The organism is Sphingomonas sp. PAMC26645 (assembly GCF_004795835.1).
Taxonomy (GTDB): domain Bacteria; phylum Pseudomonadota; class Alphaproteobacteria; order Sphingomonadales; family Sphingomonadaceae; genus Sphingomonas.
The window spans coordinates 3730408-3755460 of sequence record NZ_CP039249.1 but is presented as its reverse complement, the minus strand read 5'-3'; the positions used below and the strand labels follow the sequence as shown (position 1 = coordinate 3755460).

Genomic DNA, 25053 nt, shown 5'->3' with positions numbered 1-25053 from the left:
CCTACAACAGGCTTGGCTGCACTTCGTCGTCTTCGCCCATGATGCCCGACAACGTGAGCCCTAGCAGGCGCACGCCGCCTGGTACGGGCAATTGCGCGATCAGCAGGTCGAGGCCTGCCGAGAGGAATGCGGCCTTGTCCGTGACCGGTGCCTGCGACGATCGTGCGCGCGTGATCGTGCGGAAGTCGGCGTGGCGCAGCTTGAGCGTGACCGTGCGACCGCGGGTGCCGTGCCGTTCGATCCGCACCCAGGCCGCATCCGCCACCCGATGCAGCGCCGCGCGCAGATCCTCCGCGGTCGTCAGGTTCGTCTCGAACGTCCGCTCCGCCCCGACCGACTTCGCGGCGCGGTTGACGCGCACGGGTCGGTGATCGATGCCGCGCGCCGCACCGTAGAGATAGTCCGCATAGCTGCCGAAATGCGCCTGGAGGAACGCGAGCGTCATACCGTATAGGTCTGCGCCGGTGAGGATGCCGAGCCGTTCCATCTTCTGCGCGGTCACCGGCCCGACACCGTGGAAGCGCTTGACGGGCAGCGACTGGACGAACGCCGCGCCGCGCTTCGGGGTGATGATGCAGATGCCGTCGGGCTTGTTCTGGTCCGAGGCGAGCTTGGCGATGAACTTGTTGTAGCTCACACCGGCGGACGCGGTGAGCCCGGTATCAGCCTTGATCCGAGCACGGATTTCCTCCGCGATCGCGGCCGCGGTGCCGAGCCCGCGGATGTCCTCGGTCACGTCGAGATACGCCTCGTCGAGCGACAGCGGTTCGATCAGGTCGGTATAGTCGGCGAATATCGCGCGGATCCGGTCCGAGACTTCGCGGTACACGTCGAACCGAGGGGGCACGAATACGAGGTCGGGACATTTTCGGATCGCGGTGACCGACGGCATCGCGCTGCGAACGCCGAACGCGCGCGCCTCGTAGCTCGCGGCCGCCACCACGCCCCGCGCACGCGATCCGCCGACTGCCACCGGACGCCCCTTCAGCGAGGGATCGTCGCGCTGTTCGACCGACGCGTAGAAGGCGTCCATGTCGACATGGATCACCTTGCGCTGCGCCGGCGGCTGGGTAGGAGGAGCGGCCATCGTCATCCCAGATAGGGCGGCGGCGCACAGCTATACAGGGCGTTCACGCAACCAAATCGGCGCGCCGCGCATATCTTTGCGCAACGGACTAAGGGATAGCGATGCAGGTTGGGACGGAGTGCTGGCGGATCGAACGTGCCGAGCGGATGGCGGTGATCGTCGATGCGGCGGACTATTTCCGGACGGCGCGCGTCGCGATGCTGGGGGCCAAACGCCGCATCCTGCTGATCGGCTGGGACTTCGATGCGCGCATTTCACTCGAGCCGGGCGTCGATCGGCCGGGCGAACCCAAGACGCTGGGCGCGTTCATGCACTGGCTGGTTGAGCGCGAACCCGAACTCGAGATCTTCGTGCTGCGCTGGGACACCGGGGCGATAAAGTCGCTGTTCCGCGGGTCGACGCTGTTCACCATGATCAAGTGGATGCGGCACAAGCGCATCCATACCAAGCTCGACGGGCATCATCCGACCGCGGCGTCGCATCACCAGAAGATCGTCATCATCGACGATGCGCTGGCGTTCTGCGGCGGGATCGACATGACCGGCGACCGCTGGGACACGCGCGAACACCGCGACGGCGATCCGCACCGCGTCCAGCCATCGGGCAAGCCGTACAAGCCATGGCACGACGCGATCAGCGCGGTGCAGGGCCCTGTCGCGCATGCGCTGGGGGAGCTGTTCCGCCGGCGCTGGCGACTGGCGGGCGGCAAGCCGATGGCGGCGGGCGTGCCGGGCGGGACATTCTGGCCCGAGGGGCTGGCGGTGGATTTCCGTGACGTCGACGTAGGCATAGCGCGGACCGAGCCGGAGATGTCGGACCAAGAGCCGGTGTACGAGAGCGAGGCGCTGTTCCTCGGGCAGATCGCTCGCACGAAGAAGCATCTGTATATCGAAAGCCAGTATTTCGCGTCGCGGAAAGTGGCGGAGGCGGTGGCGAGGCGGCTCGACGAGGCGGATGGGCCAGAGATCGTGATCATCAACCCGACCGTGGCGCAGGGGTGGCTGGAGCCGCTGGCGATGGATACCGCGCGGGCGCGGGTGATGGAGGCGCTACATCGGCGCGACAGGCACCGGCGGCTGCGTATGTATCATCCGTACACGAAGGACGGTGCACCGATCTATTGCCACGCCAAGATCCTGATCGCGGACGACGACGTGTTTCGGTTGGGATCTTCGAACGTCAATAATCGGTCGCTGCGGCTCGATACCGAGTGTGACCTGGCGATCCGGGCCGTCGACGCGGCGACTGCGGAGGGAATTGCGGCGATCCGGGACGGGTTGATGGCGGAGCATCTCGGCGTCGCAGTGGAGGTGGTCAGTGCGATGATCGCAGAGACGGGGTCGTTGATCGCTACCATTGAGCGGTTGCGGCAGGAGCGGGTCGGCGTGAGCAAGACGTTGCGCTGTTACGAGGTGCCCGACCTGACTGCGGTCGAGGCTTGGTTGGCCGACAACGAAGTGCTCGATCCGGAAGGGCCGGAGGAGATGTTCGAGTCGCTCAGCAAGCGGGGGCTTTTCCGGCGGTGGCGGCGTAAGACTTAGGGCGGATTTCAGTATCATCCCCCGCAAGGTGGAGGTGGCGCCGTAGGCGACGGAGGGGGAGGATGCGCAACCGACGTTTCGCTTTCCTCCCCCTCCGTCTGGCAAGGGCCAGCCACCTCCCCCTGGCGGGGGAGGATGAGATGGGCAGCTTGGCACCCCATAACTAGGAATAAATAGGAAAGGCCGCGGCACCCCCCGATGCCGCGGCCTTCGTGCTCCCGAAAACTGGGGAGTTACGCGACCTGGGATTCGAGCACTTCGTCGGGTTCGCGCAGCACGTAGCCGCGACCCCAGACGGTCTCGATGTAATTCTCGCCGTCACACGCGAGGCTGAGCTTCTTGCGGAGCTTGCAGATGAACACGTCGATGATCTTCAGCTCGGGCTCGTCCATCCCACCGTAAAGGTGGTTGAGGAACATTTCCTTGGTCAAGGTCGTGCCCTTGCGGAGCGAAAGCAGCTCCAGCATCGCATATTCCTTGCCGGTCAGGTGCACGCGGCTGCCGTTCACTTCGACGGTCTTCGCGTCGAGATTGACCGCCAGCTTGCCGGTGCGGATGACCGACTGGCTGTGCCCCTTCGAGCGACGGACGACGGCGTGGATGCGCGCGATCAGTTCCTCGCGGTGGAACGGCTTGGTGACATAGTCGTCGGCGCCGAAGCCGAAGCTGCGGACCTTGGAGCCCATCTCGTTGACGCCCGACAGGATCAATACCGGCGTCGCAACACGGGCGACACGCAGGCGCTTGAGCACGTCGTAACCGTGCATGTCGGGCAAGTTCAGATCGAGCAGTATGATGTCGTAATCATACAGCTTGCCTAGATCGAGGCCTTCTTCCCCGAGATCGGTGATGTAGACGTTGAACCCTTCGGTCGTCAGCATCAGCTCGATAGCCTTCGCCGTCGTCGGCTCGTCCTCGATCAGCAGCACTCGCATGCGTCGTCCCCTCTTCGCAAGACCGTCCGACACCCCATGCCAGCCGCTCGACTTTCATTCATTAACCACACAACATCTGAAGGCAAAAGGTTAATTTCGAACTAAGGTTGACGCGGCGAATCGGTCGGATCACTGCCGAGCAGTTGAATTCTTTACAAATCTTCGCTCGGAGGGCTCGGCGTCAGGTCGGGGCCGAGCAACGTCCGGTGGACCGTCTTCGGGATATCCTCCCCGAGAATCTCGCGCAGATACAGGCTGCGGACGAGCGTGAAGATCATCACCAGCAGCGCTGCTGAAAAGAACAAGCCGAACAGGCCGAAGATCGTACCGATGCCGATGATTGCGAAAACCGTAATCGCGGGCGGGATCGAGATCACGCGGTTCTGCACGTACGGCGTGATGAAATTGGTCTGGACGAGCCGCACGACCGCATAGGTGACGAGCGTGCCGACGATCGACGAGGTGCCCTGCGTGGCGGCGAGTCCGAGCGCCGGGATCATCGCCGCGGTGGGGCCTATATAGGGGATGAACTCGGACAATCCGGCGAGCAGGCCGAGCGCGGCAGCGCTGGGGACGCCCGATAGCCAGAGCCCGATGCCGACCAGGATTCCCATCGTCGTCATCAGGATCAGCGACGAGCCGAGCCACAGCCGGAGCGTCGAGCCGACGTCGAACAGCGCATCCTCGACCGCGGCCCGCTTCGATCGCGGGATCAGCAGCAGGAAGCCGCGCTCGTACACCTTGGGATCGGCGGCGAAGAACAGCGCGCCGACCAGCAGCAACAGGCAGTTGAGCACGAGCTCGCCAGCGCCGGTCACGAGTCCGCCGACATCCTGCGCGACCTTCGACCCGGCATAGGCCTGCTGCACGGCGTCGACGAGCTTCGCGCCGACCGCGCTTTGCGAAAGATACGCAGCGAGTTGGTTGAGCAGCGCCGGCGTCTGAGCGATTAGGACGTTGACCTGGCTGCGGAACTGCACGCCGAACAGCCAGACCAGGAACGCGATGACGCCGAGCACGGTGGCGATGCCGAGGCCGAGCGCGGCCTTGCGCGGGACGCGGAGATGGTCGTGGTAGAGATCGGCGATCGCGTGGATGACGATCGCGCCGAGCATCGATCCGAAGGCGAGGATGAGCAGGTCGCCCGCCTTGTAGAGAGCGGCGACGACCGCGACGATTACGATGGTCAGGATGACGCGGCGGATGAAGCGCGAATCGTCTGCATCGGGGGCCAGGCGGTTCACGCTGCGGCCCGCCGAAAAGCTGGAAGTTCACAAAGTGCACACGCTGGCGCGGTTTGCGCGGACTGTGCACTTCCGGCTTTTGGAGCCGTTCCGTGGCTGGATCGGTGGTGGTTTTGCGAAGGTGGCGGGGCGATCATCTTGCGACCGTGGCAGATCGTCGCGGCGTAGGACAGTCGTTCCAAGGACTTGAGGTGCGTTCCTGAAACGACACTCGCTGATCCTCCCCCGCCAGGGGGAGGTGGCTGGCGTTTGCCAGACGGAGGGGGCGGCAGGCGACGACCGCCGTTCCGTGTCCTCCCCCTCCGTCACCTTCGGCGACACCTCCCTCTGGCGGGGGAGGATTGTAGAATGGACGTCGGTATAAATTAAAGCGCGAGGTCGGGGCTGCGGTCTGGCTTTACGCGCATCGCCGCGGGACGTGGGCTGGCTGCGACGCCGACCGTGGGCGAGGGGATCGCGAGTTGCAGCGTGTCCGCGGTTGATGCCCAATGCTCGGCGAGGACGTCCGGGGTCTCGTTGAGCATCACGCCGTAGGTCGGCACGATCTCGCGGATCTTCGCCTGCCAGCCGGCGGTGGCGAGGTGGTTCGGGAACACCTTCTTCAACAGGTTGAGCATGATCGACGGCGCGGTCGAGGCACCCGGCGAGGCGCCGAGCAGCGCGGCGATCGAGCCGTCCTTCGACGCGACGATCTCGGTGCCGAGCCGCAGCACGCCGCCCTTTTCCGGATCGCGCTTGATGATCTGGACGCGCTGGCCAGCCTGCCACAGGCGCCAGTCGGCGTCCTTCGCACCCGGGAAATACTCGCGCAGGGCGTCCATCCGGTCGCTGTCCGACATGATGAGCTGGCCCGCGAGATATTCGACGAGGTCGAAATCGTCCCAGCCGACCGCGAGCATCGGCCGGAAATTGTCGAGCGTGACCGACGCCGGAAGATCGAAATACGAGCCTTCCTTGAGGAACTTGGTCGAGAAGGTCGCGAACGGGCCGAACAACAGCGCCTGCTTGCCGTCGAGGAAGCGGGTGTCGAGATGCGGCACGGACATCGGGGGCGAGCCGACCGCCGCCTTGCCGTAGACCTTGGCAAGATGGCGGTGCGTGACCTCGGGCTTGTCCGCGACGAGGAACGAGCCGCCGACCGGGAAGCCGGCATAGTCGTCGGCCTCGGGAATGCCGGACTTCTGGAGGATCGGCAGCGCGCCACCGCCGGCGCCTGCGAACACGAAGCGCGCCTTGATGACCTGCTTCTGGTCGGTCTTCATGTCGCGCGCGGTGACGCGCCAGCGCGCCTTCTTGCCGCCGATCGTCTCGCGTTCGAGCGAGCGGACCTCGTGGCCCGTGGTCAGCGTGAAATTGTCCTGCTTGGCGAGCGAGGCGATATACTGGCGCGTGACCTCGCCCCAGTCGCAATCGGTGCCGAGCGGCGAGCGCGTCGCGGCGAGCTTCGTGCCGGGCGCGCGGCCCTCCATCATCACCGGCACCCACTGCGAGATCTGCTTAGGGTCGGTGGTGAATTCCATGCCCGAGAAGAGCGGGCTCGCCTGGAGCGCGGCGTGGCGCTTTTGCAGGAAGGCGACGTTGGCATCGCCCCACACCAGATTCATGTGCGGCGTCGAATTGATGAACGAGCGCGGGTTGGCGAGGATGCCGGTATCGACCTGGTGGCTGAGGAACTGACGCGTGACCTGGAACTGCTCGTTGATCTCGACGGCCTTGGCGATCTCGACCTTGCCGTCGGCCTTGTTGACCGGCGTGTAGTTGAGTTCGCACAGCGCGGAATGGCCGGTGCCGGCGTTGTTCCAGCCGTTCGAGCTCTCGTCGGCGACCTTGTCGAGGCGTTCGACCATCTCGATCGTCCAGGTCGGCTCGAGCTCGCGCAGCAGCACGGCGAGCGTCGCGCTCATGATGCCGCCACCGATCAGCAGGACGTCGACGGTGCGCTCAGTGGTCGCGGCATCGGCGTGCGCGATCGGCAACGCGGCGGCACCGCCGGCGACGATCGCCGAGCCGAGCAGGTTGCGGCGGGTCACGCCGGTCTTGGTTTCTGGAGAGATCGTGTCGTTAGCGTCTGGCCGCATGGTCATGCCTTTTCGTTTCGGCATGGTCCGCCGTCCCGACACAGGCCGAAGACGACGAGAATCCATGACCGGATTATCGGGTCAGCCACGCGGAAATTACGTAAAATCGATACACATACTACCGACTGAGCGCGGCCGCTGCTCAAAGTCCTCATCCCGGTATCGGGTGTCGTTGGGATCGCGCTGGGGTGCAAACTCGAGCGTCTATCCAGACTCTTACATGGCATCCGGCCCGGTTTTGCGCAAGGTCGCCGCTTTACGCTTGCCCTGCATTGGGGTCGCGGAGGCGTGCCGCGAGGAAGTCTATCAGTGCCTCGACGCGGGCCGGGCGGAGGGGACTTGGCGGGGTGAGGAGGTGGAGACCGATCTTCGCGGGCGCCCAGTCTTCGAGTATCGTGACGAGTGCGCCAGACGCGATATGCCGGTCGACGATGAAGTCGGGCAGGCGGGCGATGCCGAGCCCGGCGATCAGCGCGGGGACGATCGCTTCGCCGCTGTTGGCGGTGAGCTGGCCTTGCAGGCGGACCGAGACGTCGGCGCCGCCGGGGCCGTGGAAGCGCCACGGGCCGACGACGTTCGAATAACCGACAAGTTGGTGTTCGCCGAGCTGTGCCGGATGCGTCGGAGTGCCGTGCTTCGCAAGGTAGCTGGGTGCGGCGACGGTGTGCGCCTGGATGCTGCACAGGCGGCGGGCGCGGAGCGAGCTGTCGGGAAGCTCGGCGATCCGCAGCGCGACGTCGAACCCTTCCGCGACGATGTCGACGCGCGCATCGGACAAGTGGAAATCGACTTCGATTCCCGGGTGCGCAACGAGGAACTCCGCGAGGATGGGGGCGACGTTGGTGACGCCGAAGCTCATCGGGGCGGCGAGGCGGACGCGGCCGGTATGCGCGCTGGCGGCGTCGTGTGCGGACTCCTCGGCGGCGCGGGCTTCAGCGAGGATGCGCGCGGCGTGCTCGGCGAGCGGCTTGCCGGCTTCGGTGAGCGCGAGGCGGCGCGAGGTGCGGTGGAAGAGCGACTGGCCGAGATGCGCTTCGAGGCGGGTGATCGCCTTGGAGACGGTCGCCTTGCTGAGCCCGACCGCGTCGGCGGCGGCGCTGAACGAGCGGTGCTCGACGACGCTGGCGAAGATCGCCCAGGCTTCGAGATCGGGCAGGCGCATGGGGGTCTCCGATATTAGAGCCGTACTAGATTTACTTCCCCGGCGGAGGCCGGGGCCCAGTTGGAGAGGTGGTCATAACGACGGGCCGCACTTCGTTACCGACGTTCCCCAACTGGGCCCCGGCCTCCGCCGGGGTGGTGCACTCTATGGGTGCTCTACTTTGAAGCCACATTACCAACCGAAACGATCGGTTTCCAGCGTTTCTATTTACGGCGTAATCGCAGCGCCTATCTTGGGTTCAACCAGTGGAGACCTATCATGACGACCACGACCCTTTCCAAAGTTGAACGCCGCCCCTTCGACACTCTCGGCCATGCCGATCATGGCTGGCTGAACGCGCGGCATCATTTCTCGTTCGCGAGTTATTACGATCCGGCCCGCATGGGCTGGGGCGCGATCCGTGTGTGGAACGACGACCAGATCGCCGCGAACTCAGGGTTCCCGCCGCATCCGCATCAGGACATGGAGATCATTACTTATGTCCGCAGCGGCGCGATCACGCATCAGGACTCGCTTGGCAACAAGGGCCGTACCGAGGCTGGCGACGTGCAGGTGATGAGCGCGGGGACCGGCGTGCGGCATGCCGAGTATAATCTGGAGCCCGAGACGACGACGATCTTCCAGATCTGGATCGAGCCGTCGCGCAAAGGTGGCGCGCCGAGTTGGGGTGCCAAGCCGTTTCCGAAGGGCGAGCGCTCGGGGCAGTTCGTGACGCTCGCCAGCGGGTTCGAGGGCGACGGCGATGCGTTGCCGATCCGGGCGAATGCTCGCGTGCTGGCGGCGACGCTCAAGGCTGGCGACAGCGTCGACTATGCGGTCGGCGAGGGGCGCCATGTGTATCTGGTGCCGGCGACGGGTGCGATCACGATCGGCGACGACGCCTTTGGTGCGCGCGACGGAGCGGCGCTGCTGGGCGGCCAGACGGTGACGATCACGGCTCAAGAAGACGCCGAGATCGTTCTGGTAGACTCGGAGTAAAACTCCCCTCCCGCTTGCGGGAGGGGTCGGGGGAGGGGCTTCCTTCCTCGACCCCGCCCGGAACTGCCCTCCCCTAACCCCTCCCGCAGGCGGGAGGGGAACTCGAAGGAAACACATATGACCAAGGTTCTCGTGCTCTATTACTCGTCCTACGGCCATATCGAGCAGATGGCGGATGCCGTCGCCGAGGGCGCGCGCGCCGGTGGGGCCGAGGTGGACATCCGTCGCGTCGCCGAAACCGCTCCGCAGGCCGTGATCGAGGCCGCGCACTTCAAGACCGACACCGCGCATGCCGAGATCGAAGGCCCCGCCGCGCTTGAGCAGTATGACGCGATCATCGTCGGTGCGCCGACCCGCTTCGGCCGGATGCCCGCGCAGATGGCGCAGTTCTGGGACACGACCGGCGGTCAGTGGTTCTCGGGCGCGCTGATCGGCAAGGTCGGCGGTGCGTTCACCTCGACCGCGAGCCAGCATGGCGGCCAGGAAACGACGTTGTTCTCGATCATCACCAACCTGATCCATCACGGCATGACGATCGTCGGGCTCGACTATGGCTTCCAGGCGCAGATGGGCGTCGACACGGTCAAGGGCGGCTCGCCCTATGGCGCGACGACGATCTCGGATGGCGACGGCAGCCGGATGCCGAGCAAGGAAGAGCTTGATGGCGCGCGCTACCAGGGCAAGCGGATCGCCGAGACGGCGGCCAAGCTGAAGGGCTGATCCCCCGAGGCTCCGGTGGTCGGGAGACGAAACTTCCCCCGCGGTAAGGGCGTTTCCCCACCACCGGAGCATTTCGCTTCGCGTGCACCAGCTATGCGAGGATATGATCATGGGCCTGTTTTCCAAGGACATCGCGACGTTCGAAGACCTGTTCCTGCACCAGTTGCAGGACGTGTATTATGCCGAGCACCAGATCCCCAAGGCACTGCCGAAGATGACCGACAAGGCGACCGCGCCGGGTCTGAAGGCCGGGTTCGAGACGCATCTGCGCGAGACCGAGGGACAGATCGTGCGGCTCGAGCGGATCTTCGAGCTGCTCGGCGAGAAGGCCAAGGCGGTGACCTGCCCGGCGATCGACGGGATCATCAAGGAAGCGAACGAAGTCGCAGGCGAGATCGCCGACAAGGCGGTGCTCGATGCGGCGCTGATCGCGTCGGCGCAAGCGGTCGAGCATTACGAGATCACGCGCTACGGCACGCTGATCGCATGGGCGAACCAGCTTGGTCGCAGCGAGATCGCGGCGATCCTGAAGGAAACGCTCGACGAGGAATATGCGACCGACGACAAGCTGACCGCGATGGCGACGTCGAAGGTCAATCCGAAAGCCGAGGCGGTGACCGCCTGAGGTTTTCGCGACGTAACTAAGGAAACGGGCCGGCGATCTGACGATCGCCGGCCCGTTTTTCGTTCAGGCCTTCTTGCGTGCGCGCTTGGGCGCCGCGGCGGCGGCGGCGTCCTCTTCCTCGTCCGGTGCGTCTTCACCGGCTTCGGTCAGCGCTTCGCCGAGTGCCTTTAGCTTGTCCTGCGACTTGTCGGCCTTGTCGGCGATCTTGGTGGTCGCGGTGCCGAGACGGTGAAGCAGCGCGTGGACGCGGTCGGCGTCGGGCGTGTCCTTCTCCAACTGCTTGCGCAGCGAACCGAGGTCGCGAAGGATGCCCTTGGCGCCGGAGACTTCGGTATCGGCCAGTGCGGCTTCCCAATCCTCGACCATGTCGGCGCCCTTGGTGGGCTTGGTCGCGTCGAGCCCGCGATTGATCGCGTTCATCGTTCCTGCAAATTTAATGGCCATGTGATCTCTCTCCGCATGCCTTTGTGGCAACCGTCAACGCGACGTGGCGGCGGAAATGTCCCCTCGATCGTATCGACTTCGATTAGTATCCGGGCCCAAGTTAACGCAGGATATCGCGCCCCTGCGCCTGCCGGATGACGTCGGCGAGCGCGGCGTTAGGCACGCGGTCGGCGAGGACCGGCGAGCAGGCGAGCAGGCCGTTGGGGCAGTAGCGATCGTCGTCCCAGCCGGGGTGGTCTAGGATCGGGTAGAGGCACACGCCCTCGACCGGAACGCCGAGCGACTGGGCGATCTTCACCTCGCGCAGGATCATGCGGAGCCAGGCGGGGCGGGCGCTGCCTTCGATGCCGGTTTCGGCGATCAAGATCGGGCGGCCGTAGCGCGTGTAAGCGTCGGCGAGGATTGCGTGGAGCGGGCGGCTGAGAGGATGATCGTACGCCAACGGTGGGCCACCGTGGATCCACTGGTTGTTGTGGTAGAAATTTACGCCGACGATATCGAGCAATGGCGCGCGGCCGCCGATCTGGGGCCATGCTTTGCCCGCGATCATGTCCCAGGCCTGGAATTGCGCGAGGCGGTGGCCTTCGGCGGCGGGGGCGTCGTTGGGGCGGGCGGGGTCGGTGATGACGTTGATGACCGGGTCGGCGTGGACGAACCGCGCGGCGGGGTCGATTGCGAGGATCGCTTCCATCGCGGCGATCGAGGCGCGGGCGAGCTGCACCTTCAGTTCGTAGCCGCGGCGTTGCGCGAACGGGTTGAGATAGGCTGCGTCGCCGCCGCCCCAGGCGAAGAATGAGATTTCGTTGACGGGGGCGTAGAAGCGCGTCTCACCGGGAGCGGCCGGGCCGATGTGGCGCGCGGCGGCGGCGGCGAAGGCGGCGAAGCGGGTGACGAAGGCAGGCGTCCAGATGTCGATGTCGTCGGGCCAGCCGTAATGGAGCAGGTCCCAAATGACTTCGGTACCGATCGCCTTGGCGGCTTCCAGCTGGCGGTCGAGGCTGGACCAGTCGTAGCGGCCGGGCTCGTGTTCGATCAAATGCCAGCGCAGTCCGTCGCGGACGGTGAGGATGCCGAGCTTGGCGAGTTCGCTGTAATCGTGCGCGGCGAGGGTGTCGTGATGGCTGGCGGCGATGACATCGACGCGCTTGCGGTCGTGCGCGCGGCGGTGCGTGGAGGATTCGAAGCCGCCTTGCAGGACGCTGCGGAAGAGGCCTGTCGGCCGGGGGAGAGGTGGCCGGTCGGAAAGGACTTCCGCGAACAGGGCTTCCCAGCGGGGGACGACGGCGGCGACGGCGTACTCGCTGTCGACCTTGGCGCGGAGGGCGGTGCCGAGGCGGGATCGAAGTGCCGAGTCTTCGAGCAGTTTGGTGATCGCGGCGGCAACTGAGGGCGGGTCTTCGTGGGGCACGAACAGGCCGCTGACCCCGTCGACAATCTGTTGTTCGGAGCCGTTGTCGCGCGTCGCTATGACGGGGAGGCGTGCGGCGCCGGCTTCGGCGATGACGTGCGGCATGCCTTCGCCGCGGGAGAGCCAGACGAACATGTCGAGTGCGGCGAGCAGGTCGGGCACGTCGTCGCGATCACCAAGGAAGGTCAGGGCGGTGTCGAGGCCGAGGGCGTGCGCGCGGTTGCGGAGCGCGGCGGCGTATTCGGGGATGAAGGCGTCGGGGCCGCCGATTACCACGAAGCGGGCGCGGGGGTGGCGGGCGTGGATGAGCGCGGCGGCTTCGATGAAGTCCTCGACTCGTTTCTTCGGGTCGAGCCGGCCTAGCCAGCCGATCAGCGGTACGTCTTCGGCGATCCCTAGCGTCGCACGGACCGGCGCTCGCCGGGCAGGGCCGAAAGCGCGCGTGTCGACCATCGACGGAATTTCGATCGCGTGGTGTTCGCGGCCGGGCATGCGGCTGGCGGCGGCGTCGCGGATCGAGGCGCAGACGCCGACATAGCGCGCGGTGAAATGCTTGGGGCCGGCGAGCGCTTCGGAGACGAGGCCGCCATGTTCGATCAACGGCGGGCGGAGGTGCATGCGTTCGAGCGCGGGATAGATGTCCGCGACGTTCTGGCACGAGACGACGACGTCGTACGCGGGCAGCTTGCTCGCGAGGTAGGCGACGGTCTCGTCGAAGCCGAGCGCGTAGGGCGTGCGGTCGACGGGGACGCCGATCGCTTCCAGTTGCGCATGCGTCTGCTCGGGCATGCCGTCTTTTCGGAAGCAGGCGACGACCTCGATCCGGTAGCGGGTCGGGTCGAGCGCCTGCGCGAGCAGCCGCACCTCCGTCTCCTCGCCGCCGACGACGAGCCAGGCGAAGACGAACAGGATGCGGATCGGGCGGGCGTCGGCAGTGAGTGCGGTACTCAATCGCCGACCTTGAAGACGATCTGGAGGAATTCGGGCCGCTCGCCGATCAGCCGTGCGATAAACGCGGGGGCGTCGTCATAGGGCACGACGTGCGTGATGAGCTGCGCGCGGATCTCGGGGCCGCGGGCGAGCAGCAGCTTGACCGTCTCGTTGGCGAGGCGGCGGCGGTCCCATTGGAAGTCGAGCCCGCGGGGGACGCGGTTGATCTGCGCGCAGCGGAGGTTGAGGCCGTTGTGGTGGAATTCCTCGCCGAGCCGGAGCCGGTCGGCGCCACCCTGGTAGAAGGCGAGGTCGATCACCGTGCCCTGCGGCCTCAGCGCGCGCATCGCGGCGTGGAGGCTGGCGGCGTCGGCGCGGGTCTGGAACACGACGTCCGCGCCGCGATCGTCGCCGCCGTGGAGCCAGCGTGCCTTGGCGTACGCCCAGGCCTGGTCCTCGGTCATCGCGGTTATGCCGAGGCATTCGGCGCGCAGGCGGCGGAAGGGGGACGGGTCGGCGATCACGACTTCGCTCGCGCCGGCGGCTTGCGCGAACAGGGCGGTGAGCATGCCGACGATGCCTGCGCCGATCACCATAGCGGGGCGGCCGCGGATGCCGTCGCCTAGGTTGACCACGTTGGGTCCGAGCAGTTCCACGTCTGCGTGAAGAATGCCGTTGGCGGCGATCGGACCCATCTGGCCGATATAGATGCCGAGGATCGGATCGAGCTCGGGCGGGAGCTTGGTCAGCAAATCGTTGAACGGGTCCGCGGTGTGGCCGGTCTTGTGGCCGAACACCGTGCCGACGACATCGCCGTTGGTGAAATCGTCGACCCGGCTGTCGCTGACGCGCGCGCATTCCATGTAGCCGAGGAACGGCACCGGATAGTGCGCGCTCGGTTCGCCGGGGACGAACACGCCGCGGCCTGCGTCCCAGCGGGAGTGGAGATACGGGTTGCTGTTCTTGACGAAGGTGAGTTCGGTGCCGGCGGAAAACCCGGTGTAGAGCAGGTCGAGGCGGACCTGACCGTCGCAGGGGGGCGCCTCGTCGTAGCCGAAGAAATAGGCCTGCCCGGGGCGTTCGACGCCGAGCGAGCGGACGTGGCGCCACTCAGACATGCGCCACCTCGCGCTCGCGGACGTCGATCGCGCGACCTTCGACGGCGGAGCGTTCGATCGCCAGCGCCAAGCGAAGCGTTTCGAGCGCGGCAGGGTAGGGGCAGCGGATGCGGTTCTCGCCCCCGCGAACCGCGTCGATGAAGTCGCGATCCTCGAGCACGACCGGATCGCTGCCGGTGCCGCGGACCGGGCGACCGCGGCCGATGTCGATCATCACGTCGCGGTCGGTGAGTTCGATCGCGAGGCCTTCGCCGAACAGGTGCAGGCCGACGCGGTGGTTCCAGTTGAGCAGGCAGGTCGACGCGAAATTGGCGATCGCGCCGCTGGCGAAGGTGAGCATCGCGGTGCTGGCGGTGGCGACGTCGAGGCCGGGGAAAGCGGCGCGGTCGATATGGCCCGACTGGCCGTAGACGCGGACGACGTCGCCGACGAGGTAGCGCGCGAGATCGACCAAGTGCGTCGTCTGTTCGAGCATCTGCCCGCCGGATGCGTCCTTCTTCCACCACCAGCGCGGTGGCGGCGTGGAATCGAGCCAATAACCGGAGAGGAGGCGGGCGGGGGTGGCGGAGAGCAGCGCCTTCACCTCGTCGACGGTGTCGAGGTAGCGCCAGTGATAGCCTACCGCGGTGACGAGGCCGAGCCGGTCGACTGCGGCGGCGACGTCCTCCGCGGTGCCGAGGTCTAGCGCGACGGGCTTTTCGACGAAGAACGGCAGCTTGTGCTCGATCGCGAGGCGTTCGGGTTCGCCGTGCGCGAAGGGGGGCACGCAGATGTAGAGCGCGTCGAGGTCGACCGCGGCCAGCATCGCCGCGGCATCGTCAAATGCGCGCGCGCCGAAGCGGGCAGCCGCCTCGGTCGCGCGGGCCATTTCGACGTCGGCGACCGCGACGATCGCGACGTCGTCGAATTGCTCCAGCACGCCGAAATGGCGGTTGGCGATGCCGCCTGCGCCGATGAACCCGATCCGCGTCCGCTCCACGCCGTCTCCCTTATGTTTGGTGTCTGTCTGGTCGTGCACGGCGGCGTAGACCGCGCGCGTGTCGGCGATCATGCGATCGGCCGAGAATAGGTCCTGCTGGCGCTCGATCGCGGCGCTGGCCATCGTTTTCAGGCTGTCGCGGTCAGCGAGCAGCGTGACGATCGCATCGACGAAACTAGCCGGGTCAGCGGCGGTCAGGCGACCGGTGACGCCGTCCTCGATTGCTTCGGCATTGCCGGGGGCGACGGTGGCGACGACGGGGAGCCCGGCGGCCATCGCTTCGAGCGCGACCAGCGGCAGGCCTTCGAACGCGGAGGGCATGACGAGCAGGTCGGCGAGCGTCATCAGGTCGGCGACGTCGCTGCGGGTGCCGAGCATGCGGACTGTGCCGGCCAGTCCCTTGGCGGCAACGGCGCGTGCCGTCTGCGTCAGGAGGGGGCCTTCGCCGGCGAGTAGTACGATCACGTCCGGATGCGCGGCGCGGATCGCGGGCAGCGCGTCGAGCAGGAGCGCGTGGCCCTTTTGCTCCGCAAAGCGCGCGACCATTAGCAGGACGGGGGCATCGCCGACGCCCCATTCACTGCGGAGGGCGTCGCGTGATCGCGAGGGTTTGTGGGCGCCGACTCCATTGTGGATCGTTGCGACGAGGGCCGGATCGATACCTACTGCGCGGTGGCTGTCGCCGACTGCGTCCGAGACGCAGATCAGGCGTGCGAGCGCGGCCGAGGTGTCGCGGTGCTCGTCGCGCTGGGCGGGGTCGGTCAGGAGGTAGGGAAGGTGCTCGGTTCGGATCACGGGTACGCCAGCCTTGTGCGCGGCTCGGACGGCGGCGTGGCCTTCCCAGCCTATGCCGGCGTGGACGTGGACGATGTCGGGCGCGGCGCGGTCTAGCCAGCGCGCGAGGCCCGCATCGTCGTCGAGCGCTTTAACCGCATAGCCCTTGGCGGCGGCGTGTTCGAGCAGACCGGTGCCGGGACGCGCGGCGACGACGATCTCGTCTCCGCCCAGTCCTTCGGCGAGCGTCATCATGTGCGCGCCGACGCCGGACGGGGCGAGGCTGTCGGTCAGCAGGCAGATGCGCGTCATTCGGCGGCCATCACGGGGGTCTCGAGGACGGCGGATTTCGCGACCATGCGGCGATAGGTGGCGAGCGCTTGCCCCACGACTTGGTCCATATTGTAGTAGCGATACGTCGCGAGGCGGCCGACGAAGGTCACGCCTTCTTCGGCATCGGCGAGTGCCTCGTAGCGTTTGAACAGCGCCTGGTTCTCGGGGCGGGGGATCGGGTAATAGGGGTCACCCTCCGCGCTCGGGAATTCGTAGCTGATGCTGGTCTTCGCGTGGAGTTGCCCGGTCAGGTGCTTGTATTCGGTGATGCGCGTCTGCGGCACGGTCTCGTCCGGATAGTTGACGACCGCGACCGGCTGGAACTGCGCGACGTCGTGCGTCTCGTGGCGGAACTGGAGGCTGCGATAGGGGAGCTTGCCAAAGCGGAAGTCGAAATACTCGTCGATCGGGCCGGTGAAGACGATGTGGTCGACGTCGACGCGGTCGATCACGTCGCGGTATTCAACGCCGAGATCGAGCGTGATGCCGGGGTGATCGAGCATCGCCTCGAACATCCGGGTGTAGCCATTCGCCGGCATCGCCTGGAATTTATCGGTGAAATAGCGGTCGTCCGTCGAGGTGCGCGTCGGAACGCGGGCGGTGACGGTGCGGTCGAGCTCGGACGGGTCGAGGCCCCATTGTTTCCGGGTGTAGCCGCGGAAGAACGTTTCATAGAGACCGCGCCCGACCGCGGCGACGACGACGTCTTCGGAGGTACGGATGTCCTCGACCGACTCCGCGCGGCTGGCGAGGAAGGCGGCGGCTTCCGAGTCATCCTCGAGCGACAGGCCGTAGAGGTCGTTCAATGTGGTGCGGTTGATCGGCATCGGGACGAGCTTGTCGTCAACGCTGGCGAGGACGCGGTGTTCGTACGCGCGCCACTCGGTGAAGCGCGACAGATAGTCGAACACGTCGGCGGAGTTGGTGTGGAAGATGTGCGGGCCGTAGCGATGGATCAGCACGCCGGCCGCGTCGTGTTCGTCATACGCGTTGCCGCCGATGTGCGGGCGGCGGTCGACGACGAGAACGCGCTGGCCGCTATCGCTGGCTAGTCGTTCGGCGAGGACGGCACCGGCGAACCCTGCGCCGACGATCAGCGTGTCGTAGCGTTCGCGTTTTGCTGCAGGAGCGTATTTTTTGCCGTTCAAGACGCGGTCGATCTCGGTAGCCATGGCGGTTTGCGTGCGGTCCCAGGATTGCGTGGCGAGCAGGCGGTCGGCTTCGTCGCGCCATGCGCCGTCGCGGGGGAGGGCGAGCGCGGCCTCGCAGGCGGCGACGAACGCCGGCGCTTCGGACGCGATCGAGACGGCTGCTGCGTCACCGTAGTGGCGGATCACGTCGACGATCGGCGTCGAGACGACGGGCAAGCCGCCGGCGAGATATTCGGGTGTCTTGGTCGGGCTGATGAAACGCGTCGCGGCGTTGATCGCGAAGGGCATTAGCGCGACGTCCCAGCCCGAGAGATAGGCGGGGAGTTCGTTGTAGCTGCGTCCGCCGAGCCAGTGGATGTTGGCGCGGCGTGGCAGGTGGGCGGGGTCGATCTTCACGACCGGGCCGATCATGATGAACGACCAGTCGGGCCGCTGAGCAGCGACCGCGTCGACCAGCGCTAGGTCGATGCGTTCGTCTATGACGCCGAAGAAACCGAGCTTCGGGCCGGCGATTTGACGCTGATCTTCGGGTTCGCTGTTGCCGGCGCGGGCTTGGGCGAAGTGCGCGACGTCGACTGCCGAGGGGAAGGCGTGGACGTCGCGGTGGCGGCCGCGCTTGGCCTCGTAGAGGCTGTAGCCGCCGGTGAAGACAAGGTCGGCGCGCGTGAGCAGCCTGGCTTCGCGGTCGAGCAAGGCGGGGTCGGCGAAGCGGAACGCGGACAGCTCGTCCATGCAGTCGTAGACGACCGCGGCGGCGTCCAGATGCTCTGCGAACGGGAGCATCATCGGCGTGTAGAACCAGAGGACGGGCTTGGCGCGGATGCTCGTCGCGACCAGCATGTCGAGGAGTTGCCGCAAGCCCGCCTCGACCTGCTCGGCGTTCCACCAATGCGGGAGGCGCGGGCGCAGCGCGATAACGTTGTCGGCGGGGAAGGGGTGATGCTCGAGGAATGGCAGCGGATGGTCGCAGGGGATGTGTTCTTCCCAAACGAACACGCTCTGGGCCTGCGCGAACCGCTTCATCAGATGCTGCGGGCGCTGCGTGACAAAATCCCAGCGGAGATGCGAGAAGCAGATCAGCGGCGGCGGCGGGCTCGTATCGTCGGTCGTGGCGAGGGTGGGAGTAGGTCCGATACCGTGCACGCTCTTCCAATCCGCGAATCCGCGGTCATCCGCGTTGTTGATCGAACCTAAGCCCACGCCTCAGACCTGACTATGCAAATGTAATTGCTTTGCATCATGTATTTGCTGGATAATCGCACCCAAACGCACAACGCTATGCTGCCAAGTCCAACGCTCCAATACGGCGTCGCGGGGCCGAAATTCGGCGTAGGTTTCGCGCATTGTAAGGATCGCATCGGCAAACCCGGTCGTCGAAGCAGTCATGCCGGTCTCGGGCAGGATGAACTGCAATCCGCAGCGTAATCCCGCGTTGGCGAGCACCGGCAGGCCGGCGAGCATGTATTCGGTGAGGATCGCCGGCGCGCCGTCGTCGATGCCGCAGACGACGCCGAACTTCGCGCGGTTCATCAGGCGGTTGACCTCGTCGATCGGTACGCCCGGTGGCCCGACAAACTCGATCGAGAGGTTCTGATCGCGCGCGCGTTGGCGGAGTGCGTCGGCATCCTCGCCGTATCCGAATACGCAGAGCGCGCGGATGTTGCGCGGGAGTCGCGCGAGCGCGTCGAACAGGATGTCGTGGCGCTTATACGGTTGCGCGGCGGCGACGTAGATCAGGTCGAAGTCCTTGGGCGTGCCGAGCGGGCGGAACTGGTCGATCGCGGCGAATTCGGGACCGACCGGCAGGATCGCGGTGCGCATGCCGGGGTGGCGCGCCTCGACCTCGTCCGACTGCCACTGCGCGCCGGTGATGACGAGATCGAAATGTTCGCTGACTTCGGGCGGCACGCGCAACGAGGGCGCGTCGATCGAATTGTAGAGGATGATGCTGTTCGCACAGAGCGCGAGGAGTTCGGGCGCGACGCCGAGACCCAGCACGACCAGGATGTCCGGTGCGCCGAATGCCCGCACGAAGTCGATCATCTCGGTGGAGGCGAACGGTGCGTGGTCGTGGTCGAGGCGGAAGGCGCGGCGCGCGAGCACCGGGCTGTCGCGGCGGAATGGCGGGTCGCCTTCGCCGCGCCAGTGATGCCAGATCTCGGCCTGCTCGACGATTCCGGCCGCGACGAGTGCGAGCGGAAGGCGTTCGAGATACCCGCCGGCGACGGGCTCGCGGTGGTCGGCGGCACCCGTCCAGGGTCGGCTCGCGGAATCGAGCGCGCGCCATGCCGATCCATCGCGAGGAGGCGTTGCGGCGGAGGGATCCGCGGGAGGCCAGCCGTCGACCCAGTCGCTGATGACGACGACCGATCGTCGTTCGCTCAACGCCACCATGCACGCATCCCCTGCATCGGTATCTCCCCTGGTCTTGCACCCTTTCGTTGCAGGGCAGGCACTTAACGGGCGAAATCGAGAAACGGGATCATGCAGCTTAAATTTAGTCGTCGCGCGTATTCGCAATCACGCTCGACCGGCGGCGGGGCTTGCGCCATGTTAGTGCAAAGACGTCCATGAGTAGCGGGGCGATGACTAGGCGGGGGCAGCGCGGACGATGCTAATCTGGATGGCGATAGTCGGCGCTTTGCTCGGCTGGGTGCTCGGAAGCTTTTCAGAAACCGCTTTATTCTTGGGCGGGGCGGTTGGCTTGTGCATCGGCTGGGCGTTGCGGCGGGCGATGCGGATCGAGATCGTTCGCGAGACGGCGGTTCTGAGCGCGGAGGTCGCCTTGTTGCGGGCGCACGTCAACGAACTGATGGACGCGCCGCATCATGGCACGGATGGTGTCGCCGATGCGCTCGAAGTTCGCACCGCGCCGCGATCGATCGAGCCGTTGGTCGCCGAGCCGCCGATCGCGACGGTTGCGCCGGAGGTCGTATCGCAACGTGAAGCACCGACCGATTTCGATACCGCGACGGACGGCCTAGCGGCAGCGGACAAGCGCTGGCGCTCACCGCCTTCGGGTGATCGTGCGGCTGCGTCTGTGACTGCGCCCGCCGAACCGCGTGAGCCGGGCTGGTTGGCGAGCGGCGTTGCGGCCGCGCGCGGCTGGCTGTTCGGCGGCAACACGATCGTTCGGCTCGGGCTCGTCATCCTGTTCGTCGGGTTGTCGTTCCTTGCCAGCTATGCGGCGGCGGCGGGGCTGTTCCCGATCGAGTTCCGTCTCGCGGTGGTCGGCCTGTTCGGCATCGCGCTGCTCGGCATCGGCTTTCGGACGCGAACCAAGCGTCCGGATTTCGCGCTGGCGTTGCAGGGCGGCGGCGTCGCGATCATCTATCTGACGCTGTTCGGGGCGGCGCGCTTCTACGACCTTGTACCGCTGTCCGCGGCGTTCATGCTGATGATCGCGGTCTGCGCGCTCGGCTGTGCGCTGGCGCTGTTGCAGCGTTCGCAGGCGCTGGCGGTGACGGCGTTCGCAGGCGGGTTCGCGGTGCCGTTGCTGCTGGGCGGGGAGGGCGGCAACGTGCTGGGCCTGTTCGGGTACGGCACGATCCTGAACCTTGCGATCCTGTTCATCGCGCGGGCGCGGACATGGCGCGTGCTGAACCTGGTCGGGTTCTTCGCGACGTTCGGGATTGCGAGCCTGTGGGGCGCGACCGCATATCGGCCCGAGCATTTCCTGATCGCGCAGATATTCCTGATCGTCTCGGTGCTGATCTACGTCGTGACCGCCGTGCTTTACACGCGGGCGACGCCGGGCAAGTTCGGCAATGCGGTCGATACGACTCTGTTGTTCGGGCCGGCGCTGGCGGGGTTCGGGCTCGAGGTCGCGCTGATCGGCGATCGGCCGTTCGGCAGCGCGTTCGCGGCACTGGGCTTTGCGGCATTGTATCTGGGTGTCTCGCTGGCGGCACGGCGCCGCCAGCGAGAGGGGCTGCGCGTGATGAATGAGGCGATGCTGGCGATCGGCATCGGCTTCGTCACGATGGCGATCCCGCTTGCACTGGGCGCGCGCTGGACCTCGGCGGCGTGGGCGCTGGAAGGCGCGGGCGCGTTCTGGGTCGGGATCCGGCAGGCACGCTGGATGCCGCGGCTGTTCGGGCTGGCGCTGCAGGTCGTCGCGACCTTACTGTATCTCGGCACGCTGAACGACAACATCGCGGCGCTGCCGTTCGCCAATCCGGCGTTCGTCGGTGCGATCCTGGTGGCGCTTGGCTGGTTCGCGACGGCATGGTTCGCGCGGGAGACGATCGCGCCTGGGGAGACGCGGCTTGCGCGGGCTTATGCGCGGGGCGAGGCGGTGATCGCGACGCCGGCGTTCCTCACCGGGTTTGCGGCGTGGTGGATCGGCTGGCTGATGGAGGCGACGCGGCTTTATCCGGCGGTCGAGCAATCGCTGTCGCCGGTGCCGGTGTTCTCGACGAACGTGCAGATCCTGTTGGCGATGCTGGCGTATCTGGTCAGCGCGGCAGCGTTCCAGACGATCGCGCGGCGGCGCGACTGGCCGGTCGCGGCGTGGCCGGCACGCGTGAGTGTGGGCGCGTTGTGGATCGGCTTCGTCGGGCAGGCCGATCGGGGCGGCACCGTGCTGTCGTCGCCCGGCTGTTTCCTGTGGATCGTCGCACTCGCGGCGCATGGCTGGATGCTGTTCCGCAGCGACCGTGACGACGTCAAGACACCGGGCACGCGGGCGGTGGCGTCGGCAAGCCATGTCGCGGGCGTTTGGCTGGCGGTGGTCCTGCTGGCCGACATGCTGTGGTTCGGGATCGACCGCGCGGCACTGTGGGCGACGGCGTGGAACGAGGTGACGTTCCTGGCCGGTGCGGTGGCGGTGCTTGCCGGTCTTACGCTGTGGGCGGGGCCGGCGTTGCGCGGCGACCGGGCGGGAACGCGGTGGCCGCTCGACCGGCATGCGGTGGACTATGCGTGGACGGCGGCGGTGCCGATCGCGCTGGGTATCTTCAGTAGCGCAGTCGCGATCGCGCTGTTTTCGTCGGGCGATACCGCGCCGTTGCCGTTCGTGCCGGTGCTCAACCCGGTCGACGTGATGGTCGCGCTGGCGGCGGGCGTGCTGTTGCTGTGGCGGCGGGCGGTGCTGGCCGCAGATGTGGTGCCGGTGGGCGCCGCGCTGTTGGCGAGCAAGCGCATCTGGCTGCCAATCGCCGCGCTTGGTTTCGTTGCGGCGAACGGCGCATGGTTGCGGACGGCGCATCATCTGGCGGGTGTCGCATGGGAGGCGGATACGCTGCTCGGCAATGCGCTGGTGGAGACCGGGATCGCGATCCTGTGGACGGTGATCGCGCTGACGCTGATGGTCGTCGCGCATCGGCGAGCGACGCGCAGCCTGTGGCTGGCGGGGGCGAGCCTGTTGGGGGCGACCGTCGTCAAGCTGCTGGTGGTCGACCTGTACGCGACCGGTGGCGGCGCGCGGATCATCGCCTTCATCGCGGTCGGGATGCTGATGCTGCTGGTCGGGTATCTGGCGCCGCTGCCACCCAAGGTAGCGTCGGACGATACGAAACGCGGGGCGGTGGCATGAGCGTGGTCCGGTGGCGGTTGGGCGCGCTGGTCGGCGTCGGATTGTTGGTTGCCGCGGCGCCGGCGGGATCGGATGGCGAGCCGGAAGGCTACGCGCTTCGCCTGCCGCTGTCGGTGGAGGCGGGTGCGAAAGTCCAGCGGCTGGCGTTGCCGGCCGCGGTGCTGGCAGGATTGCAGACTCGCGACGGGCATGACGTGCGCGTGTTCGATGCGAAGGGTCGGGCGATGCCGATCGCGCGCGCGGGTGCGTCCGCGGTGGTCGGCCATGTGTCGCTCGATCCGATGCCGATCCTGGGGGCGCCCGATGCGCTGAAGGTGTCGGGCGTGTCGTTGATGCTCGACGGGCGCGGTGCGGCGCAGGTTGCCGAAGTACGCGGCGAGCCGGTTGCGGCTGGCGGCGCGCCCGTGCTGCTGGGCGTTCTGCTCGATGCGCGGCGGGTGTCGGGCGCGGTCGCGCGGGTTGCAGTTGCTGCGGACTTGCCGGTGGGTCAGCCGGTCACGTTGACGATCGAGGCCAGTGGCGACCTGCGCGAGTGGCGACGGCTGGGCGAGGCGACGGTGTATCGGCGCGCGGGCGACGCGCTGCGGTCGTCGATCGTCGCGTTGGATGGTGCCACCGTGGCGCGGGAGTATCTGCGGATCACGTGGAGCGCGGGGTCGCGGTTGCTGGCGCCGGTCGCGATCCGTGCTGCCGTGCTTGACGTGCGGCCCGACGGTGCGGCGGCGTCGGAAACGGTCGAGGCTCAGGCGCCTCCGCCGGCGTCCGGGAATGCGCGCGTTGTCGATTTCGCCGTGCCGTTCGCGACACCGATGGCGAGCTTGCGGGTGATACCGGTCGAGGGTGATGGCGTCGTACCGGTTCGGATATTGGGGCGGGACGACCGCGAGCAGCCCTGGGCTGTGCTCGGGCAAGGCGTCGCGCGCAGCGATGGCGGGCGCGACATCACGCTGTCCGGCGACGCGCCGCATGCGATCCGGATCGAGGCAGATGCCCGCAGCGCGGGGTTCACCGTCGCGCCGCGTTTGCGGATCGGCTTTGCGGACCGCGGCGTGATCTTCCTCGCCAGCGGCACCGCGCCATTCACGCTGGCGGCCGGGCGTGTTGCGGCGAAGGACGTGCTCCTGTCGCCCGCCGAAATCAGGGACGGACAGGGCCCGTCAGGGGAGGCGCGTATCATCGGAGTGCCGAACGCAGCGCTAAAGCTGGCTGCTCTCGCCGATGCAGGCGCACCGACGCGCTCGATCATCCTGTGGGGGGTGCTGTTGGCCGCGACGGCGTTGCTGGCCGGCGTGGCATGGATGCTCTGGCGGCAGCAGCGTTCGCAACCACAGGGCGACATGTGATGCTCGGGATCGGACGCGGGCTCGTGCATCGTTCGAGGGTGAAGTCCGCAGGTTGGGAGGCATGAGCGGTCAGCGATTGGGCCCCGGAAGAGTCGAGGCCTTCACCGACGGCGTGGTCGCGATCATCATCACGATCATGGTGCTGGAACTGAAGGTGCCGGAAACGGGCGACCTGCACGCGTTGATCGGCAGCGCGCCGGTGCTGCTGGCGTATGTGTTGAGCTTCGTGAACGTCGGGCTGTTCTGGAACAATCACCACCACATGTTTTCCGCGGTCGAGCGCGTCGACGGGCGCGTGATGTGGGCGAACCTGTTCCTGCTGTTCTGGCTGAGCCTGGTGCCGTTCGTGATCCGCTGGCTGGACGAGAGCGCGTTCGCGGCGGGGGCGACGGCAGCTTACGGCATCGTCCTGGGGCTCGCGGCGATCGGCTATTCGCTGACCGAACGCGCGATCATCGCCTGCAACGGCAAGGAGTCGGCAGTCGCGCGCGCGATCGGTTCGGACTGGAAGGGGTGGGGCAGCATCGCGCTCTATTTCGCTGGCGTACCGCTCGCGTTCGTCAGTCGCTGGTTCGCGATCGCGTTGTACGTGGCGGTGGTTGCGCTGTGGCTGATCCCCGACCGGCGGATCGTGCGCGCGTTCGAGGATGAGCTTCGAGCGTGAGTC

Annotated in this window: 18 protein-coding genes; 7 read left to right on the top strand and 11 right to left on the bottom strand. The window is 66.9% G+C overall.

The features are described from left to right. Position 1 precedes the first annotated feature (1 nt). On the bottom strand, positions 2-1087 hold the full coding sequence (dinB, locus tag E5673_RS17145) for a DNA polymerase IV (RefSeq protein WP_136190941.1): 1086 nt from the start codon (positions 1085-1087) through the stop codon (positions 2-4). A 101-nt stretch (positions 1088-1188) separates the two neighbouring features. On the opposite strand from dinB, the gene E5673_RS17140 reads away from it, so the two are divergent. Further along, positions 1189-2628, top strand: coding sequence for a phospholipase D-like domain-containing protein (locus tag E5673_RS17140; RefSeq protein WP_136190940.1), 1440 nt, complete (start codon positions 1189-1191; stop codon positions 2626-2628). A 233-nt stretch (positions 2629-2861) separates the two neighbouring features. Here E5673_RS17140 and E5673_RS17135 read toward each other — a convergent pair whose 3' ends face one another. The 4 genes from E5673_RS17135 to E5673_RS17120 all read right to left on the bottom strand — a co-directional run bounded on the left by E5673_RS17135 (position 2862) and on the right by E5673_RS17120 (position 8047). After that, positions 2862-3563, bottom strand: coding sequence for a response regulator transcription factor CtrA (locus E5673_RS17135; RefSeq protein ID WP_136190939.1), 702 nt, complete (start codon positions 3561-3563; stop codon positions 2862-2864). A 152-nt stretch (positions 3564-3715) separates the two neighbouring features. Further along, complete coding sequence (locus E5673_RS17130) at positions 3716-4807, bottom strand: AI-2E family transporter (RefSeq protein WP_136190938.1); 1092 nt, start codon at positions 4805-4807, stop codon at positions 3716-3718. A 365-nt stretch (positions 4808-5172) separates the two neighbouring features. Next, on the bottom strand, positions 5173-6891 hold the full coding sequence (mqo, locus tag E5673_RS17125; protein ID WP_136190937.1) for a malate dehydrogenase (quinone): 1719 nt from the start codon (positions 6889-6891) through the stop codon (positions 5173-5175). Between the two features lie 250 nt (positions 6892-7141). Further along, positions 7142-8047, bottom strand: a complete 906-nt coding sequence (locus tag E5673_RS17120) for a LysR family transcriptional regulator (protein WP_107954502.1) — start codon at positions 8045-8047, stop codon at positions 7142-7144. A 258-nt stretch (positions 8048-8305) separates the two neighbouring features. Between E5673_RS17120 and E5673_RS17115 the strand changes: the two genes are divergently transcribed. The 3 genes from E5673_RS17115 to E5673_RS17105 all read left to right on the top strand — a co-directional run bounded on the left by E5673_RS17115 (position 8306) and on the right by E5673_RS17105 (position 10370). Further along, entirely contained in the window at positions 8306-9025 is a 720-nt protein-coding gene (locus E5673_RS17115) for a pirin family protein (protein ID WP_107954503.1), read from the top strand. 117 nt (positions 9026-9142) lie between these two features. After that, entirely contained in the window at positions 9143-9745 is a 603-nt protein-coding gene (gene wrbA / locus E5673_RS17110; protein WP_120301025.1) for an NAD(P)H:quinone oxidoreductase, read from the top strand. A gap of 109 nt (positions 9746-9854) precedes the next feature. After that, positions 9855-10370 carry a ferritin-like domain-containing protein gene (locus E5673_RS17105; RefSeq protein WP_136190936.1) on the top strand — a complete coding sequence of 172 codons (516 nt, stop codon included), beginning with the start codon at positions 9855-9857 and terminating at the stop codon, positions 10368-10370. Positions 10371-10433: 63 nt separating this feature from the next. Here E5673_RS17105 and E5673_RS17100 read toward each other — a convergent pair whose 3' ends face one another. The 6 genes from E5673_RS17100 to E5673_RS17080 form a co-directional block, all read right to left on the bottom strand. After that, positions 10434-10814 (bottom strand): hypothetical protein, encoded by a 381-nt coding sequence (locus tag E5673_RS17100; protein ID WP_247599447.1) that lies wholly within the window; start codon positions 10812-10814, stop codon positions 10434-10436. A gap of 100 nt (positions 10815-10914) precedes the next feature. Further along, positions 10915-13173, bottom strand: a complete 2259-nt coding sequence (locus E5673_RS17095; RefSeq protein ID WP_136190935.1) for a glycosyltransferase family 4 protein — start codon at positions 13171-13173, stop codon at positions 10915-10917. After that, positions 13170-14270: a zinc-binding alcohol dehydrogenase gene (locus E5673_RS19880; RefSeq protein ID WP_210731764.1), complete on the bottom strand. Its 1101-nt coding sequence runs from the start codon at positions 14268-14270 to the stop codon at positions 13170-13172. The genes E5673_RS17095 and E5673_RS19880 overlap by 4 nt, the downstream gene beginning before the upstream one ends. Next, the gene (locus tag E5673_RS19875; protein WP_210731763.1) at positions 14263-16335 is read right to left on the bottom strand and encodes a glycosyltransferase; all 2073 of its coding nucleotides are present in this window, start codon (positions 16333-16335) and stop codon (positions 14263-14265) included. Before E5673_RS19875 ends, E5673_RS19880 begins: the two co-directional genes overlap by 8 nt. Further along, complete coding sequence (glf, locus tag E5673_RS17085) at positions 16332-18707, bottom strand: UDP-galactopyranose mutase (RefSeq protein WP_247599446.1); 2376 nt, start codon at positions 18705-18707, stop codon at positions 16332-16334. Before glf ends, E5673_RS19875 begins: the two co-directional genes overlap by 4 nt. 3 nt (positions 18708-18710) lie before the next feature. Then, the gene (locus E5673_RS17080; protein WP_136190934.1) at positions 18711-19901 is read right to left on the bottom strand and encodes a glycosyltransferase family 4 protein; all 1191 of its coding nucleotides are present in this window, start codon (positions 19899-19901) and stop codon (positions 18711-18713) included. Between the two features lie 229 nt (positions 19902-20130). On the opposite strand from E5673_RS17080, the gene E5673_RS17075 reads away from it, so the two are divergent. The 3 genes from E5673_RS17075 to E5673_RS17065 all read left to right on the top strand — a co-directional run bounded on the left by E5673_RS17075 (position 20131) and on the right by E5673_RS17065 (position 25050). Continuing rightward, on the top strand, positions 20131-23043 hold the full coding sequence (locus tag E5673_RS17075; protein WP_247599445.1) for a DUF2339 domain-containing protein: 2913 nt from the start codon (positions 20131-20133) through the stop codon (positions 23041-23043). Continuing rightward, positions 23040-24386 carry a DUF3999 family protein gene (locus E5673_RS17070; RefSeq protein WP_136190932.1) on the top strand — a complete coding sequence of 449 codons (1347 nt, stop codon included), beginning with the start codon at positions 23040-23042 and terminating at the stop codon, positions 24384-24386. The genes E5673_RS17075 and E5673_RS17070 overlap by 4 nt, the downstream gene beginning before the upstream one ends. Positions 24387-24447: 61 nt before the next feature. After that, on the top strand, positions 24448-25050 hold the full coding sequence (locus tag E5673_RS17065) for a TMEM175 family protein (protein WP_247599444.1): 603 nt from the start codon (positions 24448-24450) through the stop codon (positions 25048-25050). Positions 25051-25053: the final 3 nt, after the last annotated feature.